This window comes from Pseudomonas sp. Pseusp15, assembly GCF_059492165.1.
Genome location: NZ_CP168523.1, coordinates 3,142,712 through 3,167,845, shown reverse-complemented (window position 1 = coordinate 3,167,845; position 25,134 = coordinate 3,142,712). Strand labels below are relative to the sequence as shown.

Annotated in this window: 23 protein-coding genes; 4 read left to right on the top strand and 19 right to left on the bottom strand. The window is 57.8% G+C overall.

Annotated features, from left to right (window positions below; all coding sequences use genetic code 11):
• Positions 1-91: 91 nt before the first annotated feature.
• The 7 genes from dusA to ACEN8R_RS14240 form a co-directional block, all read right to left on the bottom strand.
• Positions 92-1,102: a tRNA dihydrouridine(20/20a) synthase DusA gene (dusA, locus tag ACEN8R_RS14270; RefSeq protein ID WP_026286585.1), complete on the bottom strand. Its 1,011-nt coding sequence runs from the start codon at positions 1,100-1,102 to the stop codon at positions 92-94.
• 285 nt (positions 1,103-1,387) lie between these two features.
• On the bottom strand, positions 1,388-3,868 hold the full coding sequence (locus tag ACEN8R_RS14265; protein ID WP_495624995.1) for a hypothetical protein: 2,481 nt from the start codon (positions 3,866-3,868) through the stop codon (positions 1,388-1,390).
• A gap of 314 nt (positions 3,869-4,182) precedes the next feature.
• Positions 4,183-4,641 carry a hemerythrin domain-containing protein gene (locus ACEN8R_RS14260; protein WP_018928134.1) on the bottom strand — a complete coding sequence of 153 codons (459 nt, stop codon included), beginning with the start codon at positions 4,639-4,641 and terminating at the stop codon, positions 4,183-4,185.
• Between the two features lie 405 nt (positions 4,642-5,046).
• On the bottom strand, positions 5,047-5,334 hold the full coding sequence (locus ACEN8R_RS14255) for a hypothetical protein (protein WP_018928133.1): 288 nt from the start codon (positions 5,332-5,334) through the stop codon (positions 5,047-5,049).
• Between the two features lie 163 nt (positions 5,335-5,497).
• Positions 5,498-6,040: a peptidoglycan recognition protein family protein gene (locus ACEN8R_RS14250; protein ID WP_245220342.1), complete on the bottom strand. Its 543-nt coding sequence runs from the start codon at positions 6,038-6,040 to the stop codon at positions 5,498-5,500.
• Positions 6,041-6,046: 6 nt separating this feature from the next.
• The gene (locus ACEN8R_RS14245) at positions 6,047-6,580 is read right to left on the bottom strand and encodes a PAAR domain-containing protein (protein ID WP_018928132.1); all 534 of its coding nucleotides are present in this window, start codon (positions 6,578-6,580) and stop codon (positions 6,047-6,049) included.
• Positions 6,581-6,689: 109 nt separating this feature from the next.
• On the bottom strand, positions 6,690-7,067 hold the full coding sequence (locus tag ACEN8R_RS14240) for a DUF6124 family protein (RefSeq protein ID WP_032833998.1): 378 nt from the start codon (positions 7,065-7,067) through the stop codon (positions 6,690-6,692).
• A gap of 476 nt (positions 7,068-7,543) precedes the next feature.
• On the opposite strand from ACEN8R_RS14240, the gene ACEN8R_RS14235 reads away from it, so the two are divergent.
• Positions 7,544-7,741 carry a hypothetical protein gene (locus ACEN8R_RS14235; protein WP_018928130.1) on the top strand — a complete coding sequence of 66 codons (198 nt, stop codon included), beginning with the start codon at positions 7,544-7,546 and terminating at the stop codon, positions 7,739-7,741.
• Positions 7,742-7,870: 129 nt separating this feature from the next.
• On the opposite strand, the gene ACEN8R_RS14230 is transcribed toward ACEN8R_RS14235, so the two are convergent.
• The 11 genes from ACEN8R_RS14230 to ACEN8R_RS14180 all read right to left on the bottom strand — a co-directional run bounded on the left by ACEN8R_RS14230 (position 7,871) and on the right by ACEN8R_RS14180 (position 18,194).
• A complete protein-coding gene (locus ACEN8R_RS14230; RefSeq protein ID WP_018928129.1) occupies positions 7,871-8,662 on the bottom strand; it encodes a transporter substrate-binding domain-containing protein in 792 nt (263 codons plus the stop codon).
• Positions 8,663-8,743: 81 nt separating this feature from the next.
• A complete protein-coding gene (locus ACEN8R_RS14225; RefSeq protein ID WP_245220349.1) occupies positions 8,744-10,825 on the bottom strand; it encodes a copper-transporting P-type ATPase in 2,082 nt (693 codons plus the stop codon).
• A gap of 90 nt (positions 10,826-10,915) precedes the next feature.
• The gene (locus tag ACEN8R_RS14220; protein WP_018928127.1) at positions 10,916-11,119 is read right to left on the bottom strand and encodes a DUF2933 domain-containing protein; all 204 of its coding nucleotides are present in this window, start codon (positions 11,117-11,119) and stop codon (positions 10,916-10,918) included.
• Positions 11,120-11,213: 94 nt separating this feature from the next.
• Positions 11,214-11,618 (bottom strand): hypothetical protein, encoded by a 405-nt coding sequence (locus ACEN8R_RS14215; protein ID WP_495624994.1) that lies wholly within the window; start codon positions 11,616-11,618, stop codon positions 11,214-11,216.
• Between the two features lie 227 nt (positions 11,619-11,845).
• The gene (locus ACEN8R_RS14210; RefSeq protein WP_495624993.1) at positions 11,846-12,187 is read right to left on the bottom strand and encodes a hypothetical protein; all 342 of its coding nucleotides are present in this window, start codon (positions 12,185-12,187) and stop codon (positions 11,846-11,848) included.
• Between the two features lie 126 nt (positions 12,188-12,313).
• Positions 12,314-13,102: a hypothetical protein gene (locus ACEN8R_RS14205; RefSeq protein WP_495624992.1), complete on the bottom strand. Its 789-nt coding sequence runs from the start codon at positions 13,100-13,102 to the stop codon at positions 12,314-12,316.
• A gap of 159 nt (positions 13,103-13,261) precedes the next feature.
• On the bottom strand, positions 13,262-14,191 hold the full coding sequence (copD, locus tag ACEN8R_RS14200) for a copper homeostasis membrane protein CopD (RefSeq protein WP_495624991.1): 930 nt from the start codon (positions 14,189-14,191) through the stop codon (positions 13,262-13,264).
• 3 nt (positions 14,192-14,194) lie between these two features.
• Positions 14,195-14,578 carry a copper homeostasis periplasmic binding protein CopC gene (copC, locus tag ACEN8R_RS14195; protein ID WP_018928122.1) on the bottom strand — a complete coding sequence of 128 codons (384 nt, stop codon included), beginning with the start codon at positions 14,576-14,578 and terminating at the stop codon, positions 14,195-14,197.
• Between the two features lie 55 nt (positions 14,579-14,633).
• Positions 14,634-15,521, bottom strand: a complete 888-nt coding sequence (locus ACEN8R_RS14190; RefSeq protein WP_111453779.1) for a copper resistance protein B — start codon at positions 15,519-15,521, stop codon at positions 14,634-14,636.
• A gap of 10 nt (positions 15,522-15,531) precedes the next feature.
• The gene (locus tag ACEN8R_RS14185; protein ID WP_477745934.1) at positions 15,532-17,340 is read right to left on the bottom strand and encodes a copper resistance system multicopper oxidase; all 1,809 of its coding nucleotides are present in this window, start codon (positions 17,338-17,340) and stop codon (positions 15,532-15,534) included.
• A gap of 146 nt (positions 17,341-17,486) precedes the next feature.
• Positions 17,487-18,194 carry a murein L,D-transpeptidase catalytic domain family protein gene (locus ACEN8R_RS14180; RefSeq protein WP_018928119.1) on the bottom strand — a complete coding sequence of 236 codons (708 nt, stop codon included), beginning with the start codon at positions 18,192-18,194 and terminating at the stop codon, positions 17,487-17,489.
• Positions 18,195-18,275: 81 nt separating this feature from the next.
• On the opposite strand from ACEN8R_RS14180, the gene ACEN8R_RS14175 reads away from it, so the two are divergent.
• Positions 18,276-20,027 (top strand): L,D-transpeptidase family protein, encoded by a 1,752-nt coding sequence (locus ACEN8R_RS14175; protein WP_495624990.1) that lies wholly within the window; start codon positions 18,276-18,278, stop codon positions 20,025-20,027.
• 3 nt (positions 20,028-20,030) lie between these two features.
• On the opposite strand, the gene ACEN8R_RS14170 is transcribed toward ACEN8R_RS14175, so the two are convergent.
• Entirely contained in the window at positions 20,031-20,513 is a 483-nt protein-coding gene (locus ACEN8R_RS14170) for a hypothetical protein (protein WP_064616977.1), read from the bottom strand.
• Between the two features lie 194 nt (positions 20,514-20,707).
• Here ACEN8R_RS14170 and ACEN8R_RS14165 point away from each other — a divergent pair, with 194 nt between their 5' ends.
• Positions 20,708-22,279 (top strand): sensor domain-containing diguanylate cyclase, encoded by a 1,572-nt coding sequence (locus ACEN8R_RS14165; protein WP_495624989.1) that lies wholly within the window; start codon positions 20,708-20,710, stop codon positions 22,277-22,279.
• A 188-nt stretch (positions 22,280-22,467) separates the two neighbouring features.
• Positions 22,468-25,053, top strand: a complete 2,586-nt coding sequence (locus ACEN8R_RS14160) for a bifunctional diguanylate cyclase/phosphodiesterase (RefSeq protein ID WP_495624988.1) — start codon at positions 22,468-22,470, stop codon at positions 25,051-25,053.
• Positions 25,054-25,134: the final 81 nt, after the last annotated feature.

The window sequence follows — 25,134 nt, the reverse complement described above, 5'->3', positions numbered from 1 at the left end:
GTCAAGAGTGGCGCATAAAAAAGGGGCTGCTTTCATTCCTTCGAAAAGAATAAAAGTCCGCCCCTCATCGCTACATCAAATTACTTGGGCCTTATCGCCCTTCAAGCAACTCCGCCGCCTGATCCAGCAACGCCAACGGCTCTTTAGCCTTGTGAATATCCACCGACAACAACTGCCGAAACTTGCGTGCCCCCGGAAACCCGGTACCCAGCCCCAGCACATGCCGAGTGATGTGATGCATCGCGCCACCCGCCAGCAGATGCTCGGCAATATAAGGCCGCAACTGCGCCAGCGCCTCGGCCCGAGTGATCACCGGCGCGGTGCTGCCGAACAGCTGCTGATCCACCTCAGCCATCACATAAGGGTTGTGATACGCCTCACGGCCCAGCATCACACCGTCGAACGTCTGCAAATGCTCGTGACAGGCCTCCAGCGTCTTGATCCCGCCGTTGAGAATAATCTCCAGCTCCGGAAAATCCGCCTTCAACCGCGCCGCCACGTCATAACGCAGAGGCGGAATGTCACGGTTCTCCTTCGGCGACAACCCCTCCAGAATCGCAATCCGCGCATGCACGGTAAAACTTGTGCACCCGGCATCCCGAACCGTGCCGACGAAATCACACAACTCCTCGTAACTGTCCCGCCCATTAATCCCGATCCGATGCTTCACCGTCACCGGAATCGACACCGCATCACGCATCGCCTTCACACAATCGGCCACCAACTGCGGATGCCCCATCAGGCACGCGCCGATCATATTGTTCTGCACCCGATCACTCGGGCAGCCGACATTCAGATTCACCTCGTCGTAACCGTGATCCTGGGCCATGCGGGCGCAGGCGGCCAGGTCCAATGGAACGCTGCCGCCGAGCTGAAGAGCTAATGGGTGCTCGGCTTCGTTGTGACGCAGGAAGCGGTCGTGATCGCCGTTGAGGAGCGCGCCGGTGGTGACCATTTCGGTGTAGAGCAGGGCGTGCTTGGAGAGCAGGCGCAGGAAGAAGCGGCAGTGGCGGTCGGTCCAATCCATCATCGGCGCCACGCTAAAGCGTCTAGACACTGTAGAGCTTGAATTTACTGAGTATGTAGCTGATTTCTGTACCATTTCGCTCTACGTGTTCAAAGCCGGGTTTAGGGGGTAAATGGGCGTTTTGAGGGGCGTTGATACAATGTACCAACCCCTTTAACAATTGTACCAGTTGACTATGGCCACGATCAGAGCACGCAAGCGCACCGACGGCGGCACCAGTTACACGGCACAGATACGCCTGTTCCGATATTGTCAGGCAAGATTAAGCTCAGGCCCGACATCTAACGTGACTCAACCGAACGTGCCTCAGTCGGCTTCGTCTCTTTTCGCGCGCCATGCCAGCGCCAGTGATAAACGTGACTAGCGCCAATGGCGTAAAGCCGATGTATCCAATGCTTGCCACACTTCGGAGTGACACAGTTGATCCTTCGTCAGCCAGAGTCCTGCGTGCGGGCACAGGGACTCGGCGGGGAGTGCCAGCAGGTCGCTCAACTTCATTGCGCTGATTGAGCCTCGGTCTCTTTCATCCTCGGCTTCCCAGTCGCGCAGAAATAGACGCACCTTCAAGACATTGGCATTAAAACCTTCAAACTGTGGTCGATTGTGGAGCCACTGAGGTGAATGCCTCAAGGTTCGCTCCTGGACATCCAGCAGCAAGATCTGCCATGCCAAGCGACCTCCGTGGTCATCGTCGACGTTGGTATGGAGTCGAGTCAGCGCGAGATAACGTGCATCCTCGGACCAGATCATCGAGGGAGCGAGATGGCTGATGGCGCAACCGGACGCCGTCAGCAAATGCCCGCCCAGGCGTGGGCTCTGGACGCGTAGCCAACTGTCGGCGTATTCGGTTTCACAACCGAACAGCCACGCGGCATCTTTATCCATCGGTGCTGGCTGGACAAAGTTTCCATCGGCGATTGCAGACTGTGGCTGTTGAACCAGGCGCCAATCGGGGAGGGCGCTCAGGCCTTGTTGGCTGACATTGAGCTCACACCACTCGTAGTAAAGCCGCGAGTCCTGTCGATACTGGCAAAACGCAGCGGCATCGTCCGCCTCGGGTGGCGATTGATCAAAGCGCTGCAATGGACTGCTTTGCCGATCCTGATCCAGGCGACCTCGAATCACTGCCAGGCTCAGTCTCGGCCCACGAAAGTCCAACAATCGTGCGACCAACAGAGGAGGGCTGTTCATCAATTGTCGTTCCTGTGCGTCGACCACCACCACGTGACCTGCTGTGGCGGGCGGCAGGGCGAACGGTATTAATGCGATGTAACGTCCAGTGTCTGAAACTCGATGATCGAGCAGCCAAACGCCCGGTAACTCCCAGCCCCCAATCCTGCAGGTATAACCCCCGAGCCCCAGGCTGTTGTCTTGCCGCCAGCTAAATTGAGCCCGCGTATCATCAGTCAATGGTGCCGACTCGACCATCGTCGCGCCTCGCTGTCCATCACCCACCAGAGGCACGGCCAACCGCACGCGAGTCAGGTGCCGCTGCGCAACCTGCCCCCGGCCGTTCGGATCATGGTCCACCTGAGACTCACAGTCGCTGTGTATGCTGTACAAGCCATAACCATAGCGACCGCGATCAGGCTGCGGGTAGTCGAAGTAGGACGATAGCCGCAGGTAGTGGTCATCCAGCTCCAGGGGGTCGCTCCAACCCACGGAAGGTTCGCTGTCGGCAGATAGCCACGGACAAGGCAATGCTTGCCAGCCGCGGTCTACGTGCCAGAGCCAGTATTCGAGGGCTTGCGGTTGCTCATCATCCATCCGTGCATGGCAAGCGAACGAGCGACTATCGTGATTCCAGATGATTGAGGTATCGGCCCTGATCAGCAACGAAGTGGGCTCACCGTTTATGCTCACGCGGTATTCCGGGTTCATCAGCGGGGCGCAAGGCTGTGGCAATTCACGCAGGCTGGCCGGCAGCGCCAGACAAGCGTCCAAACTTTGCTGACCATCGGGAGACGTATGCCGGAACGCGTCGAGCGCAAGGTTTTTTTGCCAGTCACCGGGCTCAACCCAAAGGTCAATAACGGGCACCAGGCTGACCTTTTCAGCCGTCGTCAGCAGTTGCTCCAGGCTGATCTCCCGTGCGCCGTTGTCGACCAGAGGACTGTAACGCCCACTCAGGGTGCCGTCGTTAAAGGCATCCAGTTCCCAAAATTCATCACACGAACACTGGTAAAGCTGACGCAACTGTCGATCCAGAATCACCAACCCCCAGGCTTGGCGCGAGGGTAAAGGCGCGGCGAAATAACGTCCGTCATTCGAGAAGCGAGCCGACGACCCAAGGCCCTGGAGCAGCACCCCATCGGGAAATAGGTAATCGCACAGGACGGGCCCGCCCATGGCGATTTCGCTGTAGTTGAACACCCTGATGGGCTCGCCCTCGGGAGTTTGCTGCGGTTCGTCCCCACCCCAGGCACTGGCGCCGCCTGAAGACTGATCAGGCGATAGCGGTGACGACTTGGCCTGTGTTTTATCGACCAGGCCAAAACGTCTTTCCAAGTGACTGACGCAAGCCAGCCCGAAGAACATCACAGCCGCTGCCCCCGCAATATCCCAGTACGCCGGCAAAGCCCTGCCCAGATTAAAACCCAGGCCTAGTGCGGCAGAGGTCATCAGCCGTGCAGCCCCTCGGCCGGTTCGTTGCCAACCGGCCCGCGCGGTCAGCCACATTAAGGCAGTACAACCCAGTACCACACCGAGTGCCCATAACAGCGGTAGTACCGCCACGAGGAAAATCGGGATCAACAGTACGGCGATTTGCCAAAGTAGATCGAGCAATAATCGAGGCAGGCTTTTTTCGTCAGTACGTTGATCCGAAGAGTGAGTCACCATTACCTCGAGAATAAATGGGCGATTTCAAATAAGCGTGTTTGCGTATAAAGAGAGATGCTGAGTTACCAACGACCAGCCTGACCGAGGCTGGGAGGTGGGGAGTTTATCAGGATTGGGCTTGCGGGGCTCAGGTGAGTCTAGCGGAGGTAGTTGAGAGCGAGTGAAAACAGGAACGGAAGGGGTTGAGTGACTTGCAACAAAGAGCCATCGATATACGGACACCCCTGTAAGTTAATACGTGGTGTTCGCGTAATTACTTAGTGAGGTCAGTACTAAGTAGTAGCTAATTTTTTAACGTATGAGGCGAGCTCCAATTAATGCCATTGATGCTTGATTTCCTGCCACTGGTCGTCTGACAGCCACTTATCTGCCGCCGGAAAGAAAATATTCTCCTCGGCGTCCATGTGATCGTAATATTTTTTGATGAAGTCATCGATAGTGTCAGCAATTACTCTCGTTTCGTGAGTTGTATCCTTCAGCATCTTCAACTGTCCAGCAATGCGCCCAAATGCCTGATGATCTCGCTCGATATCCTTGACCCGTTGGTGGATCGGCGCCTCAGTCGCTAGCAAGGCCAGCCGAATAAGTTCTTCATTTTCATGGTGGTGTCGCTCTGCATCACCATGCAAGGCCTCCAGCATCGTGAACAACAGCTTGCAGTCATCAGTTCCATCGGGTTCATGTCTGATTTTCCTCAGCAACTCTTTGATCTGAGTAATTTTCATAGACACTTCGTGATGATAGGTCAGAAGCTCTTTCAACAAAACGTTCATGTCAAATCCTCATCGCGATACCGGTAGTTCGCAAGGGTATCTACACATTTAAATTTCAATAATTTCAATATCTTATTAAGCGTGCTCATTAGCACTATTTAATCTTTTTAGTATAGGTGAGCGCAAAGCCCTCGCGGCAGTAAATTTGCCGCCCTTGGAAAAAATTGAAATATCAAGTGTATGTTATATGCACTATTGATCTGCCGGATGTCCTCCAGCGAAAAAGGAAGGAAAAGCAGCGCCAAAATCGACAACCGCTAGGTGGAAAATCAATTCCGGAGAAAAGCAGAAAGGGGAGGGGTTGAGCGTCTTGGTACGAGTAAATAAATCCGTCCCTCAGGGGCGGATTTATTTTGCGTATGAAATAGATCTGTCCAATTTTTACCATCCAAAAGATGGTTTATCTTACCTTTTTTTGCATTCCTCAAGCTCGTTTTGGTTTTTCAATGTCGTAGTCACACCTAACCGATATTTACAGTACTGGATGACCAACTGTCGCTCCGTGTCACTTAGCTCACTCAATTTTTTGTCATCTGATTCGTACGCGAAAATATTTTCAAACTTAATCTGAAATGTCGGGTATTTCTTGATGAAAAATACTTTTTCCGGGTAGGCGTCTTCCATCCTTTCGTAAAAGCCGATGTAGAGGAAGGCGACGAGTATGGTCGGAACAATGATAAGTAGAAATTTCATGATGCGGGTGGTCGTAACAGTTTGGTTTTAATTCGAAGGTTTCTCACCAGCTCCATCCCAATGTTGCCGGGACAAATCTTTCCTTCCCCGGCTTGCATGGGAAATTCCCGGTGTCCACCCAAAGTCGTCACCCTGAAAACGCTGGTCAGGGCTTGAATTAAGTTCAGTAGGGTGTCGATTTGTATGGCTGGGATTTTCTGGTCCATATTGCCGTTGATGGCTTCAAGAGCCTGACGGGCAAGGGCAACCACATCGCCACCTTCATCGGGGTTGTCAAATTTTCTAGCAAAACGATGCCAATTACGCCCGTGTTGTAATTATGTACGCTTGAGCCTTTGAACCGGATGTCGCGTCCTTCGAATACTTTACCCATACAATCGATGCCGTAGTGATAACCGATGTCATCGAACTTGGCCTGGTGCTCGCTCTGAATCGCACGCATCTGTCCTGCGCCGGCACCACAGCCGACACTTCTACCGGCATGGTGAAGTGCGATCATCGAGTAGTCCCAGTCATCGACCATTTCGCCTTTTGCTTTATGCGCTCCCCAAGATGATCGTTCTATAAACTCACCATTTTTGCGGACGAGTCTGAGGATCGCTTCTCTGGTAGCAGCTCTATCGTTGACGGTGATGGTAGTGGGCGCCGCTGGTTCTTTGGGTTTGACTTCGGTTGCTTTTGCTTCAGTAGTAAATTGTTCAGCCATGTTTGATCAATCCGTGAGTTCGCTAAGCGTCCGAGCAGGAGAGATAAAGTAAATGCTCACAGAAATAGTGGCATCTTTGATGGGGGTTTTGACGTGCGCTATTCCTGCACCATCGGTGATACCAATGATCTTTTCACCGTTAATAGTGGCAGTGAAACTTCTTCCGGCTAAAGGTTGACCGGTTTCGCTATCGACGATGCTGAAGCTGTGTCCGTAGGTTTTTTGCAGTAAAAGCGGAAGTGGGGGCATGAACGGTGCTGGTGTATGCGAATCACCGATGATCACAGTGCCTGACCCACCAATCACGACGTCGCCATGGGTTCCGACAGTGCCGACCAGTGCAGCGTTCTTGCCATTGATGAAGACCGTTGCTGCTACGCTCGAGACTAGAGCGCTGCCACAGGTGCAGGCATCGCCTTTGGTCGCGGCTGCAAGACCGTCGAAGAACACGTTGGGAGAGCCAGAGGCGATGGCTTTTGGGCCGTGCCCAGGCATGGGACAACTGGTGGGGTCGGTGATACGTGCGGCGGGCTTTGCCATGTTTGACTTCCTGTCAACGAATTTACCGGGGGCGACTGTATCAGAGTTGCTTTGAAAGGTGGCTGAGGCGCGAGGAGCTCACGCTCCCCGCGCCGATGTACAACATTAATTACTCAGACGGCTCGACCTTATCCAACGCCTGATTCACCGCCAGCTCCCCCAACATGACCACCTGCGCAATACCCAGCAGGGTTTTGCGGTGTGTCCCCTCCAGCAGCGCAGCAAAATCATTGAGCATAACCGTGGCCGAGCCCAATGACTCGCAGGCGTTGGCCAGCAGAGATTCGGTGTTGTACTTCGGGTTGGCTAGGAACATGCGCTCGGGCTCGTTGGCCGTGGCCATGATTTGAGCAGCCGGTTTGAGGTAGTGGTCGAGGGCGCGTTCGGCGGCTTCGTGGAGTTTTTTTGAGTCGAGTGATTCGTAAGGGGATGTCGGGTCTGTGACCGGCGGGCTGGGTGTGGCCTTGAACGTGGTGAAACTCCTGATTATTCATTAGGAGCTACCAGCATCACTTGCAGATGATGGGTGGCAGCTATGCGCGGGTCTGCAAGACCGGGAAACCAGGAACCCGGCAGACCCGAAGGTCTCCCGCACAAAGCCGCCATTGAGCGGACACAAACGAGTGTCCTACGGTAGGGCTATGCGCCTGGTATTCCGGCGGGCTTGCAGACCCGATCACTGATGAGCAGTGACGGGAATCAAGTTACCGGCGGGAGCGCCAGGCGCACAGCCGGCGGATTCTGGCGCAGTCGTAGGCAACGACGCAAGGCGTTGTAGCCTTGGTGAAGTAACGGTGAGTGTCTTTAAACGCTCATCTAAACAGGTGGGTCGCTTCAGAGAAAACAAGGATGCTGAACCAACGCTGTCGCTCAGCAATGTTTCATCAAGTTGGGCAGGCTCGCGGCATAGGATGACCACCTAAGACCGTGCTGCCTCACCTCCAGCCCACAGGAAACAACAAGATGATCTCGAACCTCTTCAAAGCCATGCTGATCACCGGTGCTTTGCTCTTGAGCGCCTGTTCGGGTGTGAGCACCAGTTCCTGCTTTTCAGAAAGCTGCCAACAATTCGATGGCCATAACCCCAACAAGGTGAACTTTGGTGGGAGCGCCATCGGCAACAGCTTTAATGAGTACAGCTCGGGCTTGCTGCACGACTAAGGAACGACGCAACGGCTGGGGTGTTTTCGCCGTTGCGTGATTTACCTGATGAGCCGCGTGTTCTGATTTACGACTGCTGCGCAGCCGAACGCAGGCTGCGCCAGCTGCTACGGGGGATGGACTAACGGGCTATTTAGCCTCTGGCACCGCGATCCACTGACCCAGAATTTTCTGGTAATTCCCCGTCACCTTGGCCAAATGCAGCCACTGATCGACATACATCTTCCAGCTGATGTCATCCCGCGGCAGCAGATATGCCTTCTCCCCATACTGCATGTATTGCGTCGGGTTGACCGCGCACAACCCCGGTTTGAGTTTCTGCTGATACAGCGCTTCCGACGCATCGGTGATCATCACGTCAGCCTTCTTGTCCAGCAGTTCCTGGAAGATGGTCACGTTGTCGTGCAGCTGCAATTGCGCCTTGGGCAGGAAGGCGTGGACGAAGGCTTCGTTGGTGCCGCCGGCCGGTTCGACCAGGCGAACCGAAGGCTGGTTGATTTGTTCGAGGGTCTGGTATTTCGCCTGATCTTCGCAGCGCACCAGCGGGATTTTGCCGTCGACGTCCAGGGTGGTGCTGAAGAAGGCTTTTTTCTGGCGTTCCAGGGTGACGGAGATGCCGCCGACGCCGATGTCGCATTTGCCCGCGAGCATGTCGGGCATCAGGGTTTTCCAGGTGGTCTGGACCCACTCGACCTTCACGCCCAGGCTGTCGGCCAGCGAGCGGGCCATGGCGATGTCGATGCCCGAGTATTCGCTGTCTTCACCTTTGAAGGTATAGGGTTTGTAGTCGCCTGTGGTGCAAACGCGCAGTTGGCCTTGTTGCAGGACGGTGTCCAGGTGCGAAGGGCTTTGCTCTGCCTGAGCGCCGCAGGATAGCGCCAGCAGGCCACTGAGCAGCAATGTGCTTTTTATGGTTTTCATCGTTATCGGGCTTTTGTGATGGAGTGGGGGGCAAGGCTGGATCAGTGTAGTGAAACCGCTTCCTGGCTGTCAGCAATGTGCTCAGTCAATCACGGCCCGGCGCAGGCGCAAGGCATTGAACACCACTGAGGCAGAGCTCACGCTCATGGCCAGTGCCGCCACCAACGGGGACAGCAAATGCCCGGTCAGCGGGTAGAACAACCCGGCGGCGAGGGGGATGCCCATGGCGTTGTAGGCCAGGGCAAAGGCAAGGTTCTGGTGCATGTTGCGCACGGTTGCCACCGACAGGTTGCGGGCATGCAGAATGCCGAGCAGGTCGCCCTTGACCAGGGTGACTTGAGCGCTGTTCATCGCGACATCGGTGCCAGTGCCCATGGCGATACCGACATCGGCACGGGCCAGGGCCGGGGCATCGTTGATGCCGTCGCCGGCCATTGCCACTCGGTGCCCGCGTTCCTGCAATGCGGCGGCCAGGCGTTCCTTGTCCTGTGGCTTGACCTCGCCGTGGACTTCTTCGATACCCAGTTGGCGGGCGACGGCACGGGCAGTGGTGAGGCCGTCTCCGGTCGCCATGATCACCCGCACGCCATCGGCCTGCAGGCGTTCGACAGCGAGCCGGGTGGTGGGTTTGATCGGGTCGGCGACGGCGAGCAACCCCGCGAGCACGCCATCCACGGCCAGGTACATGATGCTGGTTCCGTCGCTGCGCAGTTGCTCGGCTTGAGGTTGCAAGGCTTCCAGGGCGATGCCGGCTTCTGCCATCAGGGCGGTGTTGCCCAGTTGAACACGGTGCCCGTCGACCTGGCCGCGCACGCCGATCCCTGACGCCGACTCGAACGTCTGCGCTGTGCTCAACACCAAGCCATTGGCGCGTGCATGTTCGACGATGGCGTGGGCCAACGGGTGCTCGCTGCCCTGGTCGAGGCTGGCGGCCAGGCGCAGCACCTCGTCAGCACTGTAGCCAGGCGCAGGTTCGACGCTGTGAAACGCCGGGCGGCCTTCGGTGAGGGTGCCGGTCTTGTCCACGATCAGGGTGTCGATTTTGCGCAGGTTTTCGATCGCCGCCGCATCCCGAAAGAGCACGCCGCTGCTGGCCGCCTTGCCGGTGGCGACCATCACCGACATCGGTGTGGCCAGGCCGAGGGCACACGGGCAGGCGATGATCAGCACCGCCACTGCATTGATGAGGCCGAACACCCAGCTCGGTTGCGGCCCCCACAACCCCCAGCCGACAAAAGTCAGGACGGCAATGGCGATCACCACCATGACGAAGTAGCCAGCAATCACGTCCGCCAGGCGTTGCATCGGTGCTTTGGAGCGTTGTGCCTGGACCACCATCTGCACAATTTGCGCAAGCACGGTGGCTGAGCCCACCTTCTGCGCCTGCATCACCAGGCTGCCGTGGGTATTGAGGGTGGCGCCGATCAGCCCGTCACCAGGGCGTTTCATCACGGGGACCGGCTCGCCTGTGAGCATAGACTCGTCCACCGCGCTTTCGCCCTGCAACACCACACCATCGACCGGGACCTTCTCGCCGGGGCGCACGCGCAAGGTGTCGCCGCTGTGCACATGGCTCAGTGCAATGTCTGTTTCGCTGCCGTCGGTGTTGATCCGGCGCGCAGTCTTGGGCGCCAGGCCGAGCAGTGATTTGATCGCGGCCGAGGTTTGCGAGCGCGCCTTGAGTTCCAGCATCTGTCCGAGCAGCGTCAGGGAAATAATGACCGCCGCTGCTTCGTAGTACACGCCAACCCGGCCGTCCATCATGAAGGTGGCTGGAAACAGGCCGGGTGTCAGGGTGGCGGCAAGGCTATAGAGGAAGGCCGCCGCGGTGCCGAGGCCGATCAGCGTCCACATGTTGGGGCTGCGCTGGATGACCGAACGGGCGCCGCGCACATAGAACGGCCAGCCGGCCCAAAGCACGACGGGCGTGGCGAGCACCAGTTCGACCAGGTTCTGTGTGGCGCCGTGAAACAGGCTCAAGCCATGGCTGCCCATCGCCAGTGCGGTCACCGCCAGAGTCAGAGGAAGGGTCCACCAGAAGCGCCGGGAAAAGTCCGCGAGCTCAGGGTTGTCCGATTCCTCCAGTTCGGGCAACACCGGCTCAAGGGTCATGCCGCACTTGGGGCATGTACCCGGACTGTGCTGGCGGATCTCCGGGTGCATGGGGCAGGTGTACTCTTTTTCGGTCGTCGGCTCCGCCGCCTGCTGCGCCAAAGCAGGTGATTTGAGGTGATCGAGATGGCGATGCATGGGTCAGTGTCTGCCGTGGTGATGCCCGAACAGGTGCATCAGCGGGCACAGCAATAGAATCAGATAGGGCAAAAGCGGGTAGATATGACCGTAATGCTCGCGGGCCAGGTAGAACAGTCCGATCACCAGCAGCATGCCTAGCGCGATGCCGGGTTTGCTGCGCCAGAATGAGGTGGCTGGAGGTGTCGAGGGGTTTGAGTGGTTCATGTGACGCGCTCCGTTCTGACGAAAATCTTCCGGGGTGTCGTCCGGCTATGCCGGCCAATGCCAACCGCCTACGACGGGGGCTATGGCGCGATGCTTATTGGCCCATCGGCATCTTCATCATCATGGATTGCTGATCCATCATTTTCATCATCATGTCCATCATCGCCGTATCCGAACTGCCCTTGCCACCGGACATGCCCATGCCCATCCCCATACCTCTGCAATTGTCGTGCAGCATGCCGAGGCTTGTTCTCATCGTAGTCATGGCTTCCTGCATGGCTGCCCGGCGTTCGGCCGGGGTTTTGGCGGCGATCATTTTGTCGTGGGCCGCCTGCATTTTTTTCATCTGTTCGCTCATGGCCTTGTCTTGCATGGGCGTGGCTTGGGTTGCGTTATCGGTGGGGGCGGCGGGCGCTGTTTCGGGGTATTCGGCAGCCAGCGTCAGCAATGGGCTGCTGATGACCAGTGCGGCCAGGAGGGACTTGATGTCGATGTGCATGGCGATCTCCACAGTGATAACGCGGATCGGCAGCGTCGGATGGCTGCGGACCAAGGTATGTTGTGTTCCCGTTAGAGGGAGTGATCTTGAACTTACGCCACGGTCGCAGGGCGTTGTTGATCCATATCAAACGACGTCCACAGAGGTTGGTTGTGCTGCCAGGGTGACATTCCAATGGCTGATACGTGTCAGGCAAGGCCCGACACGTATCCCTCTATATGAGTTGTTTATCCACAAGCCACGGACTTCGAACTCTTAAGGTGAGCTTCAATCGAGTTGCTAGCAGAGTGGACTCTTACTCCCTTGAGTTTATCGAGTGGCGGGTCTTTCCAAAGTTCTGATGCGTCGATGGGAAGGATGACCTGTATAGCAGCCCCTTGGGGCGGATCAGCAACAAAATCGAAGTCCTGAATGCCGTCCGGTGGGAACTGGATATAAACCCGTGGCTCCAGTCTCGGGTTTGTCCATCCACCAGAATTCACCAGGCCAATTGCCGATATGTGTAGCTGCGGTGGATTTGATTTAAGTATTTTTAAGTCGACATCCACTACTTTCATCACGTCAGCCATTTTCGAACTCCTTTCGATAATTGCGCCGCTTTTTTTCACCTTGGCGCTTGGGTGTCAACCCTTAAGCCTTTGCGCCCTTTAATGATTGAGCGACGCGTCAGCCTATTGTCTTAAAACTATCTGAAACTAGGCGAAGGACACTTTCCGGGTGCTGGGACGTGCGGTTTTGTTTTCATAGAAAGAGTCGAGCTTAGCTTTGCTGATCGTTTCTTCTGCATACAGAATTTCAGCCATCTGGGCTCGTTTTAGCTCTTCGGCGGTTCCGATGAACGCAACTTTGTGCTCGCCATCGTAGCCTCTGACTGACGCTGTATACCCTTCAATGGTGCAGTTATGGTATTCACGTTTCCTCATTGCATCCTTGAATTGTTCGGCGAAGGATTTTGTATCACCCAAACCCAGTGCGCTATGGCATCCGAATATCTTGATTTTTCCCGCATAGCTCTTATTAAGTCCAAATAACACGTCAAAGAATCTTGCCAGTTCTTTGGCGTTGACGGTTTGACCTTTGCCTTTTTCTTCCGAGGACATAAGCACGGAGCTTCCCGGTTCACAATGGCCCAGGACGTAAATTCGATCTCCGTCTCCAATCAGTGTTCTAATAAAACTAACAAGCTGCTCGGCGGCGGGTCCACCGGACACCAAGCAGCCTTTGCTTATGTATTTAGAGATGATTGTCGAAGTTTTTTGTGTCTTGCTCGGGTGTGCCTTTTCTTCCTCATCGTCATCTCTTAATCTTTTTATTCCATCTTCTTTGAAAGAAGGAGATGAATTTTTTGAATCGCTTTCCGAGGGTGGGGGCATTATTTTTTTGGACTTTTCTTTCCAGGCATCAAGCCAGCTTCTAGATATTTCGTCGTAATCCGCTGATTCCTTTGCATTAAAGGGGTTCACCAACGCTAAATTGTCAGCCATCCCGATTTCGCTCCCTGATGTCGAGTGCCCACAGCGGTAAATGCCGCCTCTGACTGTTGACGGTAGTAGGGGATTTTCACCTAGGCAAATAAAGGAGGGCACCGGACGTCGGGGAAGGCGACCTCTTTTGTTACGCGCCTTCTAAAGGTACTTGTGCCCCTACAATTCGCCCATTTTCATCTCCGGACTCAACGTCCCCAACCAGGCCACCAATCCCACGATCAACACCGCCGCCGCCAATTCCACCACCACGCTGCGCCGCAACGCATTGGCGGCGACCGTGTATTGCCCGTCCCGCAACGACCGCTCCAGAAACGGCCCGAGGTGAAACCGGTTCAACGCGGCGAGCACCAGCATGCCGGCAAACAGCACCACTTTGATGAACAGCAGAATCCCGTAAGTGCTGAGAAACACCTCGTCCAGCTTCGGCCCAACGATGAACAGATAATTCACCACCCCCGTCGCGGTGATGACCACGACGATGGCCGCGCCAATCGCCTCAAACCGATTAACCGCGCGGGCCAGCAACCTGAGGCGCGCTTCGGTTTGCAGGGCGTTGATCTTCGCCATCAACGCAAACGCCAGCAACGCGCCAAGCCAAGCCCCCGCCGCCAGCAGGTGCAGAATGTCCACCGCGAAATGCCAAAAGCGACGATTGCCTTCATCCATCGCCCCATGTCCGCTCCAGGCCAGGCTGGCGAGGGCGACAGCACCGGCAAAAGCCGCGACCCATAAACTGAAACCAGGCGCACGGAGCATCACCGCTAAGCCAGCGATCACCAGCGCAACAATGCGAACCCCCCAAGCCAAGCCGACATCCGTCTCAAACAGCATCATTTCGATGTGCGGACGCAGCTCGGCGAAGTCCGTTTCACCGCTCATGGCGCTCGCCATCATCACCATGCTGGCGACGGACAACACCGCGCCCAGCACTGCCGTCCCCGCCAGCATCGACCGGAATGGCAGCACCGCCCCGGACATCCGTTCCTGCCCTTTAAGGCTGTACAGCCCAAAAAGTGCCACCCCGAACAACAGCATCAAATCCACATACAACGCAAACCGCAGGGCAATGCCGACCGAGTCGCTCATCAATCACTTCACTTTGAACGTAACGTTGCCGGTGATCGGGTGAGTGTCCGAAGACACGGCGCGCCATTCGACTTTGTAGCTGCCGGTGGGCAGGGGCGAGAGCGGGGTGATGACCATGGTTTTCGGGTCGCTGCCGCCGGAGACCTTGGCTTTCATCGGCATGGGGGAATGGGCCATGCCGGGCATTTCGGTCATGACCAGTTTGGCGCCGGAGAATTGGGTCATGAGGTTTTCGGAGAAGTGCAGCTCGATGTTGCTGGGCGCTGCGCCGTCCGCGCCTTCGGTTGGGGTGGAGGAGAGCAGTTTCGGGTGGGCTTGAGCCAGTGCGCTCATGAGCAGCCCGGTGGAAAGTGCGATGGCGACAGCGGTGGTTTTGATGGTGCGCATGCAAGGCCTCTTACCGCTTCAAGCGGTTGGTTTTTAGGTTTTTGAGTTGAAGTGTTTAGAACCACAGCCGAACGCCGACGACCAGTCGGGCTTCGCTGCGGTCCTCGCCTTCGTCCCTGGCGTAATCGGCGGTTTTGCCGTAGGTGCGGTTCCAGGTCACGCCGATGTAGGGCGCGAATTCCCGGCGGATTTCATAGCGCAGGCGCAGGCCGGCTTCGGTGCTGGACAACCCGGAGCCGATGCCCCGTTGCGGGTCGTTTTTGCCGTAGACGTTGAGCTCGGCGGTCGGCTGCAGAATCAGCCGGTTGGTGAGCAGGATGTCGTAGTCGCCTTCAAGGCGTGCAGCGGTCTGACCGCCTTCGCCGATGAACGCGGTGGCCTCGGTTTCGAAGTTGTACAACGCCATGCCTTGCACGCCGAGCGCGGCCCAGGTTTGCGGGGCGCCGGGTTTGAAGTCCTGGCGCACGCCGGTCACCACGTCCCACCATGGGCTGATCGCGTGACCCCAGAGGGCCTGGACCTCGGCGTCTTCGGTTTTGCCATTGACGCGTTCGCCTTCGGAGCGCAGCCACAGGCGATCGATGTCGCCGCCGATCCAGCCGGACAGATCCCACGCCAATGCGCTGCCGTTATCGGCGTCCTGCCATTCGAGTTTGTCGGCTAGGAAGTAATAGTTGAGCGCACTGTCGTGCATGTCATGGCCGGCGGGGCTGACGAAAACGGCGGCACGGTCGGCGTCGGTCAATGCCGGAATCGGCGTGCGGCTTTGGGTCGGCGCGGCGGGCTGCATTTGCCCGTAATCCTCGCTCTGCATCTGGCTGTGGTCCATGCCCGGCATCTGGCTATGGTCCATGCCCTGCATGTTGTCGGTGGCGGCCATGGCCGAAGAGAGCGTCAGGCCCATGGTGACGAGGGTCAAAGTGATCGGAGTGAGTCTGGTCATGGGTAGCGCCTTATTCTTCCACGCGAACTTCACGGAACATGCCCATTTCCATGTGGTACAGGAGATGGCAGTGGTAGGCCCAGCGGCCGAGCGCATCGGCGGTGACCCGATAGCTGCGCTTTGATCCTGGCGGCATGTCGATGGTGTGTTTGCGTACCATGAACTGGCCGTTCTCGTCTTCGAGGTCGCTCCACATGCCGTGCAAATGAATGGGGTGAGTCATCATCGTGTCGTTGACCAGCACCACTCGAACCCGCTCGCCGTACTTGAGTCGCACGGGTTCGGCATCAGAGAACTTCACGCCGTTGAATGACCAGGCGAACTTCTCCATGTGGCCGGTCAGGTGCAGTTCGATGGTGCGGCCGGGCTCGCGGCCGTCCGGGTCTTCGAAGGTGCTGCGCAGGTCGGAGTAGGTCAGCACACGACGGCCGTTGTTGCGCAGGCCGATGCCCGGGTCGTCGAGTTTTGGCGTGGTGCTCATGGCTTGCATGTCCACCAGCGGGTTGTTTTTTTCCGTGTCGGGATGGGATTGCATTCCGGCCATGCCACCCATGGCCATGCTGCTGTGATCCATTCCGGCCATGCTGTCCATGCCCTGCATGTCGCCGCCGTCCATGCCCTGCATGTCACCACCGTTCATGCCTTGCATGGCACCGTGGTCCATCCCCGCCATGTCACCGCCCATGCTGCCGTGATCCATGCCGCCCATGCCCATGTCATCCATGGTCAGCAGCGGTCGCGGATCCAGCGCTGGAATCGGCGCCGACAACCCTGCCTTCACCGCCAGGGTGCCTCGCGCATAACCCGTTCGATCCATCGATTGGGCGAACAGCGTGTAGGCGTCCTGGGTCGGCTCGACAATTACATCGAACGTCTCCGCCACCGCGATGCGGAACTCGTCGACGCTCACCGGTTTGACGTGTTGGCCATCCGCCGCGACCACGGTCATTTTCAAACCCGGGATGCGCACGTCGAAGTAGGTCATGGACGAGCCGTTGATAAAACGCAGGCGCAGCTTTTCGCCGGGACGGAATAGGCCAGTCCAGTTCATGTTCGGCGCCTGGCCGTTCATCAAGTAGGTGTAAGTGGCACCGCTGACGTCCGCCAGGTCGGTGGGGTTCATCTTCATCTCGGCCCACATCTTGCGATCGGCCACCGTCGACCCCCAGCCTTTCTCGCTGACGTCGTGGATGAAGTCGCCCACAGTGCGTTTGTTGTAGTTGTAGTAGTCCGATTGTTTCTTGAGTTTTTTCATCAGGCCGACGGCGTCTTCGTCGGTCCAGTCGGTGAGCATCACCACGTAATCGCGGTCGTACTGGAACGGCTCCGGCTCCTTGGCATCGATCACCAACGGCCCATAAACCCCGGACTGTTCCTGAAAGCCCGAGTGGCTGTGGTACCAGTAAGTGCCGTTCTGCCGGACCTTGAACTGGTAGACGTACATGCCATCCGGTTCGATCCCGTGAAAACTCAGGCCCGGCACGCCGTCCATGTTGGCCGGCAGCAAAATGCCGTGCCAGTGAATGGACGTGCTGTCCTTGAGTTTGTTTTTCACCCGCAGCGTGACGGTGTCGCCTTCACGCCAGCGCAGCAGGGGGCCGGGAATGCCGCCGTTGATGGTCATCGCGGTTCGAGGGTTGCCGGTGATGTTGACCGGGGATTCGCCAATGAACAGGTCGAAGTCGGTACCGGCCAGCACATTCGGTTGGCCGGGGCTGGTGACCGCCCAGACTGGCGTGCGCCACAGCCCGAGGCCAGCGAGCACCCCGCCAGCGGCCAGGCCCTTCACAAAGGTGCGTCTTGAGGTGTTGGAATGCATGCCGTTTTATCCCGTCCGTCAGCCTGATGAAGCCCTCAGGTCCATCCTGAGCGGAAGGAAGAGAACTCAATGGGGAGGAGGCTAACGGGCGGTGCCTTTCAGCAGGCTGAGGCCAAGATTACAGTTTTGACAGTTTCACGCGGTGTTCAAGGACTGCTATTGGACCTGGACGAATCCGCCACGGTGGCGTTACCGCAATTGATATACGAAGAAGACTTCAACCAACGCTGATCCGGGTAGTAAGAAAATAACAACTGCCCATCCTTCATCGAGTCGATCAGCCGATGTGCAATCGCAGGCCTCACTGCAGGGCAGCCGAGACTTCTGCCAATCCGGCCATTGGCCCGCGCCAGGGCAGGGCTGACGTAAGGCGCGCCGTGAATGACGATCGCCCGTTCGAAGGCGTTGTCGTTAAAACCCGGTTCCAGGCCTTCCATGCGCAGGGAATAACCGTTCTGCCCGACATAGCTGGATTGGGTGCGGTACAAGCCCAGGCTGGTGGCGTAGCTGGCATTCTGATTGGAGAATTGGCTGGCCATGTTCTCGCCACTGTTGCGACCGTGGGCGACCAGTTCATGGAACAACAATTTGCGTTGTTTAAGGTCGAATACCCAAAGACGTTGCACCGTCGAGGGCAGGGAATAATCGATCACTGCGAGTCTCTGCACCGGGGACGTGCCTTGGGCCCGGCTGCATTGGGAGGCGCGAACGGCCAGGGCAATGACTTTGGCGTTGGCATCGGGGGCCGCTTTGACCAAGGCAGCTTCAAGCGAATCGGCGTAGGCTGCCGGTAATGAAAAAAAAGCAGTCAGCAGCAGGGCCGTCATTAAGCAGCCAAAGCGGTGTGGGGCCATATGCAAGTCTCATCTGAATATTTCGAGTCTAGCAGCGCGCACGACGCTAGCCGGTTGAAAACGGAAGATTAAGGATTATCCATGGGGCAGTTAACAAGGTTATTCGTCATAAGCCGCATATTTTTTATGGGCTTTCTGATAAGCGGCACTGCGATCGCGCAAACTTCGCCGATTGAGCCGGCATCTCCCGTTAGCACTGTGGCTGAAGCGGCTCCCGGTGATTATGTCGGCCAAGCGATTCAGGCGGAGTTGGCGCCATTGAGTTCGGCGTTTCCGCCGCTGCTCACCTCGCCGCGTCATCAACGGGTCGATGTGAACCGAGTCGTGCTGGATTTTTATAGCCATCGTGGCTATCGCGCCGCCTGGACGGACGATGACGATGTCGCCCAGTTGTTGAAAAGCTTGGGTGATACCCAGGCCGATGGCCTGAACCCCGCGGATTTCCGGATCGCCGAGTTGGCCGAGGCCCACACGCTGATGCAGACAACCTCCCCAACCCCCGGGCAACGGGCAGCCTTTGATATCTCCGCCACCCGGACGTTCATCACGGCGCTGCTGCAGTTGCGGCGCGGCAAGGTCGACCCTTCGCGGTTGGACATCCACTGGAACTTCGACCCCGCTGGCGTCGATCCTCGGGAGGACGTCAATAAGTTTTTTGCCGCCCTCGATAGCCATGACATTGCGCGCGCCTTTGCCCAGGCGCCGCCCCAAGAAGCGGTTTACGGCACGTTGCGCCATGGCCTGGCGCAACTGCGCAAGGTTCGTGATCGGGGTGGCTGGCCAAAGATCCCGGAAGGGCAGACGCTCAGGCCCGGCATGGACGACGCCTCGGTTGCTCTACTGCGTACGCGTTTGGCGGCGGGCGGTTATCTCGCCGCGCAAGGAACTGCTCGCACCGACTACGACGACGCCGTCACCGCGGCGGTGAAGAAGTTTCAGACGGAGCAATACCTTGGGGCGGACGGCGTAGCGGGGCCGGCGACACTCACGGAGCTGAATGTACCAGTCGAGGCGCGAATCGATCAGGTGCGGGTGAACATGGAGCGGGCGCGATGGCTGCTGTACAAGCTTCAGGGCACCTTCGTCGTGGTCGATATCGCCGGGTATAAAGTCGCGTTCTATCGCGATGGCAAACCGATCTGGCGCTCACGGGTGCAGGTCGGTAAACCGTTTCGCAGCACGCCGATTTTTCAATCCGCGATCACCTACGTCACGTTCAACCCCACCTGGACCGTACCACCGACGATTCTGCTCAAGGACATGCTTCCGAAGATTCGCGACAATCCTGGTTACCTTGAGGCAAGCCGGATTCGCGTGATCGATCGAGATGGCAATGTGCTTGATCCGTCCACTGTCGATTGGGACAACCCGCGCGGTCTCACCTTGCGGCAGGATGCGGGGTCGGATAACTCGCTGGGGCAGGTAGTGATTCGTTTTCCCAATGAGTATTCGATTTATCTGCACGACACGCCGCATCGAGATTTGTTCGCGAAATCCAATCGCGCGACCAGCTCCGGCTGTATTCGGGTAGAAAACCCGCTGCAATTGGTGGAGCTGTTGTTCAACGATCCGGTTCACTGGAACAGCGAAGGGATTCAAAGACAGTTAGCCAACGGCAAGACAGAGAACATCAGGCTCCCGGTGAAAGTGCCGGTGCTGTTGGCCTACTGGACGGTGGACCTGAGTCTTGATGGGCGCGTGACATTCAAGCCCGATGTGTATGGCTATGACACCCCGGTATTGCGGGCGTTGAATCTGCCTTCGGAGCGGCCGGCGCTGGACGGGAGGCGAACGGCGCCTCCCTCGGTGGCAGCGGAGCAGAGCAAGTTGTAGGCCTTAAAGCCCCAAGCCTTCCTGCACGGCCAGCAGCAAATTGTGTTCCGTCAGCGCGATCGCATCCGGTTGTTGTCCGGATTGTTCGCTCGCCTGGAGCCACCACTGCGTCTCGCCGTGTTCGTTCACGGTTCGTAACAAGGCGAGCTCCTTGCCTGTCGAGTGGATTTCGATCCGCCCGGCACCGTCGACGGTGAGGCGCGCGACGGGATCGAAGGTGATGCCGTGGTGGTTGCCTTCGATCAGCAGTTGGTCGATGGCGTAATCGTAAGTCGCGCCGTCCGGCGCACTCTCGAATACATGGGTGGAATTGCGTCGCAGCTTCAGGCCCACCTCGATCAGTGGTTGCAGCCAGGCTTCGATCTGGTGATACAGCTCGTAGACCTGGGCGGGCCAGCTGTCGATGGCTTGATCGGCGATGGTCGCGTCGGCACTGGTTTGCCGGGATTGTTTAAGCTTCGCGGCGAGCTCGTCTACCTTACTCATTTCGATTTCCTGTCGTGATGTCAGTTAATCGTAGCTTCTTCAAGGTCATGTGGTTTTGCCTTGCGTCATGGAATTAAAACACAACCATTTATCCCTCAATCCTCTGTTTATCCCGCACAACCCCGTAGACTACGCTCAAAAAAATAGGGGCTTTGGGCCGTTGCCCATGTCTTACCCTTTTCCAGGACTCACTTTTGCCTATCCCCATTCACGATCCGCAGCACGCGTCCGGCGGTGCCTTGAAGCGACTGCCTTTGCTCAAGGCTGCGGTGCTGTTCATTGCGGCGGTATGCCTTTGTCTCTGTGGGCTGCTTTACCTGCAACTGGAGCAGTCGCGTCGGCATGACCTGGCGTTGGCCGAGGTGTCGTCGTCGAACCTGACCCGGGCCATGGCGCAGCAGGCCGAAGACACGTTCATGAAGGCCGATCTGGTACTGACCAGTCTGGTGGACTGGATTCAGGCTGAAGGTTTCGACGCTGCCCAGACGCCACGCCTGCAGAAAACCTTCGCCCGGCGGGTGCAGGCGCTGCATCAGTTGCACGGGATATTTCTGTTCGACAGGCAGGGGCAATGGGCCGTGACGTCGTTCGAGGATCTACCCCGCGGGGCTGGTGTGGCGGATCGCGAGTATTTCAGGTTTCACCAGCAAAACATCTCAACCCTGGCGCACATCGGCCCGGCCATTCGTAGTCGGGAAAATGGCGAGTGGATCATTCCGGTTTCCAGGCGGATAAACGATCAGAGCGGTCATTTCCAGGGTGTGTTGCTGGCCGGGATCAAGATGTCGTACTTCGATCAGTTCTTCAAAAGCTTCAGCCTCGACGACAACGGCGCGATGTTTTTGGCATTGACCGATGGAACACTGCTGGCGCGGCGGCCGTTTGTGGAATCGCAGATCGGTACGTCATTGGCTAAGGGCGAGATTTTTCAGAAACTCTTGCCTAACGCCACGTCCGGCAACGCCATGATCGACTCAGTGGTGGATGGCATCCCTCGGCTGTATGGCTACCGTCAGCTCGATGCCTATCCGGTGGTGGTCGCGGCGGCATCCTCCAGAGACGCCGTCCTCAAGGACTGGTACGACACGGCGATTCAATCCGGTGTGATCGTCGCTCTGGTTGTCCTCGGCGTGGGGTTGTTCGGTTGGGTGTTCATTCATCAGGTTCGCGCGGGCGAGCGCATCGAGGCGGATTTGCGCGAGGCGCAGAAAACCCTGGAACTGATCGCCACCCACGACAGCCTGACCGGGTTGGCCAACCGCCGCTTGTTCGAACGGGCGCTGGAGAAAGAGTTCGGGCGCGGTGCCCGGCGGTCGAGTTCGCTGGGCCTGATCATGCTCGATATCGATTACTTCAAGCGCTACAACGACACTTACGGTCATGTGGCCGGGGACCATTGCCTGGCTGAAGTGGCGCGGGCCCTGAAGAGTTGCTGCCACCGCAAAGCCGATCTGGCGGTGCGCTACGGCGGTGAAGAGTTCGCGGTGTTGCTGCCGGACACCGACATTCATGGAGCACTGACGATCGCCGAGCAAATCCGCCGCAGCGTCATGGACAAAAACATCACCCACAGCGGTTCGCCCACGGGCTATCTGACGGTCAGTCTTGGCTGTTATTCGTTTGTGCCGACGGCGCACGACAGCACCGAAGTGTTGATCAAACGTGCGGATGCGGCGCTGTACCAGGCCAAGCATTCAGGGCGAAATCGCTCGGCGGTGTTGTCGATGGAAGGGGGCGTCGAGGCGCTGATGCGCTCGGATCGATGACGCTTGCGGCCATCGATGGGCAATGGTTCTTGTGACCGGTTCTTCAAGTGCGGCAATGACTTGCGTTATCCAGGAGCGATGATCGGGCATGCCTGCTATGGTCAGTGCAGAGAGCCTGGCTGTCACACCTGACCGACCGGCCCACCGGTCTCATTCCGATCGAGCAATCGATTGACAGGATCAAGTGCATGGATTTGTCTGCCGTTACCACCGCTGCACCTGCGCGCCATACCCCGATTACCCGCAACCTGATGTTGGTGGTCGGTCTGTTGTTTGTGGTTGGGGTGCTGATCGCGCTGATCGCCCTGTTCAGTATTGCCGGGCGGCTCGATGCCGAGGACCTGGCCAAGACCACGTTTTATACCCAGCGCGCGCTGGAAAACCGCATTACCGCCACGAAAAACTACATTGCCAGTTATGCCAACTGGACGTCGGCCTATGATCACCTGAACGGCGAGGTCGATGTGCAATGGGCCTACGTCGAGCAGAACCTGGGTAAGACCCTGTTCACCATGGACCACTACGAGGGTGTTTTCGTGGTCGATCCCCAGCGAACAAAATACGCCGTGGTGCGTGGGCTTCAGGTGCAGGACGAGGCGGCGGCCTATCTGTTGACCTCGATGGCGACGCTCATTGACGAGGTTCAGGGTCAGGAGAACCTCATCAAACCCGTCAGCCACTACACCTTGTTCGAGGGCAAACCCGCGCTGCTGTCGGCCGCCGCGATTGTGCCCAATGACGAACGCCCGGCGGTCGATCCCAAAAGCACTTCGGTGCTTATATACGTTGACCAGCTGAACCCTGAAAAGCTCAGCGCCTTGAGCGTCGATTACGGTTTGCACGACTTGAGCCTGACGCCCGACAACGTCATCGCTCCCGGTCAGCCCGCTATTGCCCTCGCTGGCACCGGTTACAGTCTGGTCTCCCGGCTCCAGCGGCCGGGTCATCAATTGCTCTGGTCACTGCTGCCGCCACTGGGCGGGGCGCTGCTGGTTCTGGCGTTGTTGACCGCTTATTTCTTTCGCTATGTCCTGCGCACGTCCGGGCATGTGGATGCCAGTTACACCAGCCTCGATTTGTCGAACCAGGCACTGGAGGCCAGTGAAGAGCGTTTTCGTGCGGTAGCCGAGGCCGCGTCCGACTGGATCTGGGAAATCGATGACCAGCATTGCATCACTTATCTGTCGGGACGCTTCAGCACCGTCACCGGGTTCTCCGATCAGCAGTGGCTGGGACAGAACATCGGGCAATTGCTCAATTGCGATACGACGCCGTTGTCGCTGTGGCTGAACAAACTCGATGAAGAGCAAGCCGTCAGCCATTTGCGCTGTTCCTACCGCGATCAATCGGGGCAACAGCGGGTCTGTCGGGTGTCGGCACGGCCGATCCAGCGCAAGGGCGCAGTGCTGGGCTATCGCGGAACGGCCAGCGACATCACCGACGAAGTCGCCGCCCATGCGCAGATCCAGCATCTGTCGTTGCACGATGCCCTGACCGGCCTGCCGAACCGCAACAAACTGGCGCGTTTTCTCGATGAGGCGCTGGCACTGAAAGAGCAGTCGACGGCGCTGACGTTGTTGATGATCGACCTGGATAACTTCAAGCCGATCAACGATTCCCTCGGCCACCCGGCCGGCGATGCAGTATTGCTGGAAGTCGCCACCCGTTTGCGCGAGTGCACACGAGAAATTGACCTGGTCGCCCGACTGGGTGGCGACGAGTTCGTGCTGGTGCTCCATGGCATGGACAGCCACGCGGAAATCGACCGGTTTTGCGAGCGCTTGCTCGACAGCCTGCATCAGCCGATTCACTACGACCATCACTCGCTGCACATCGGCGCGAGCATCGGTATCGCCTTGAGTCGGCGCCAGGGGCATATTCCACAGGAGCTGATTCGGTGTGCCGATATCGCGTTGTATCAGGCCAAATCCGATGGCAAGAAGACCTGGTGCTATTTTGCCGCGCACATGAACGATCAGATCCAGCATCGCCGGCAACTGGAAACCGACCTGCGTCGGGCGATCAAGAACAACGAATTCGTGATGCATTACCAGCCGCGTTATCACGTCGATGGCAAGCGCATCGTCTCGGTCGAAGCGCTGCTGCGCTGGCAGCATCCAGTGCAAGGCTTGTTGAGTCCCGACGCGTTTATCCCGCTGGCCGAGCAAACCGATCTGATCGTGCCATTGGGCCGCTGGGTGCTACGCGAGGCGTGCGAGACCGCTCTGACCTGGCCCGGTGCGATGATGGTGTCGGTCAACCTGTCACCGGTTCAATTCGCCCGTAGCGATGTGATTGAGGACGTGCGCGAAGCGTTGATCCAGACCCGCTTGCCCGCCAGTCGGCTGGAGCTGGAGATCACTGAAAACGTGATGCTCATCGACGTCGATGGCGCCTTGGCGACCATGAATGCGCTCAAGGAGTTGGGCGTGCGCCTGAACATGGACGACTTCGGCACCGGTTATTCCTCGCTGGGTTACTTGCGCACGTATCCGTTCGACGGGATCAAGATCGACAAACGCTTTATTTCGTCCATGAGCAGCGGCAGCAATGATCGCGCCGTGGTACAGGCGATCATCAACCTGGGCAAGGCAATGGGCCTGACGGTGACTGCCGAAGGTGTCGAGACGCTGGAGCAACTGGACTTCCTGATCTCGGATCAGTGTCATGAAGTGCAGGGTTTTTACCTCAGTCGTCCGGTGGACAGGTATGCACTGCTGCCGTTGCTCAAGGTCTCGCAGGAAGATTTCCCTCTGCAGAGCGCGCACCTTTAGTCGCCTGTTACATCCGCCACGGCAACTGCCGGGGCGGCCCCCGGTCACAATGGGATACCGCCCATCCGTTGCGAGCGTCGG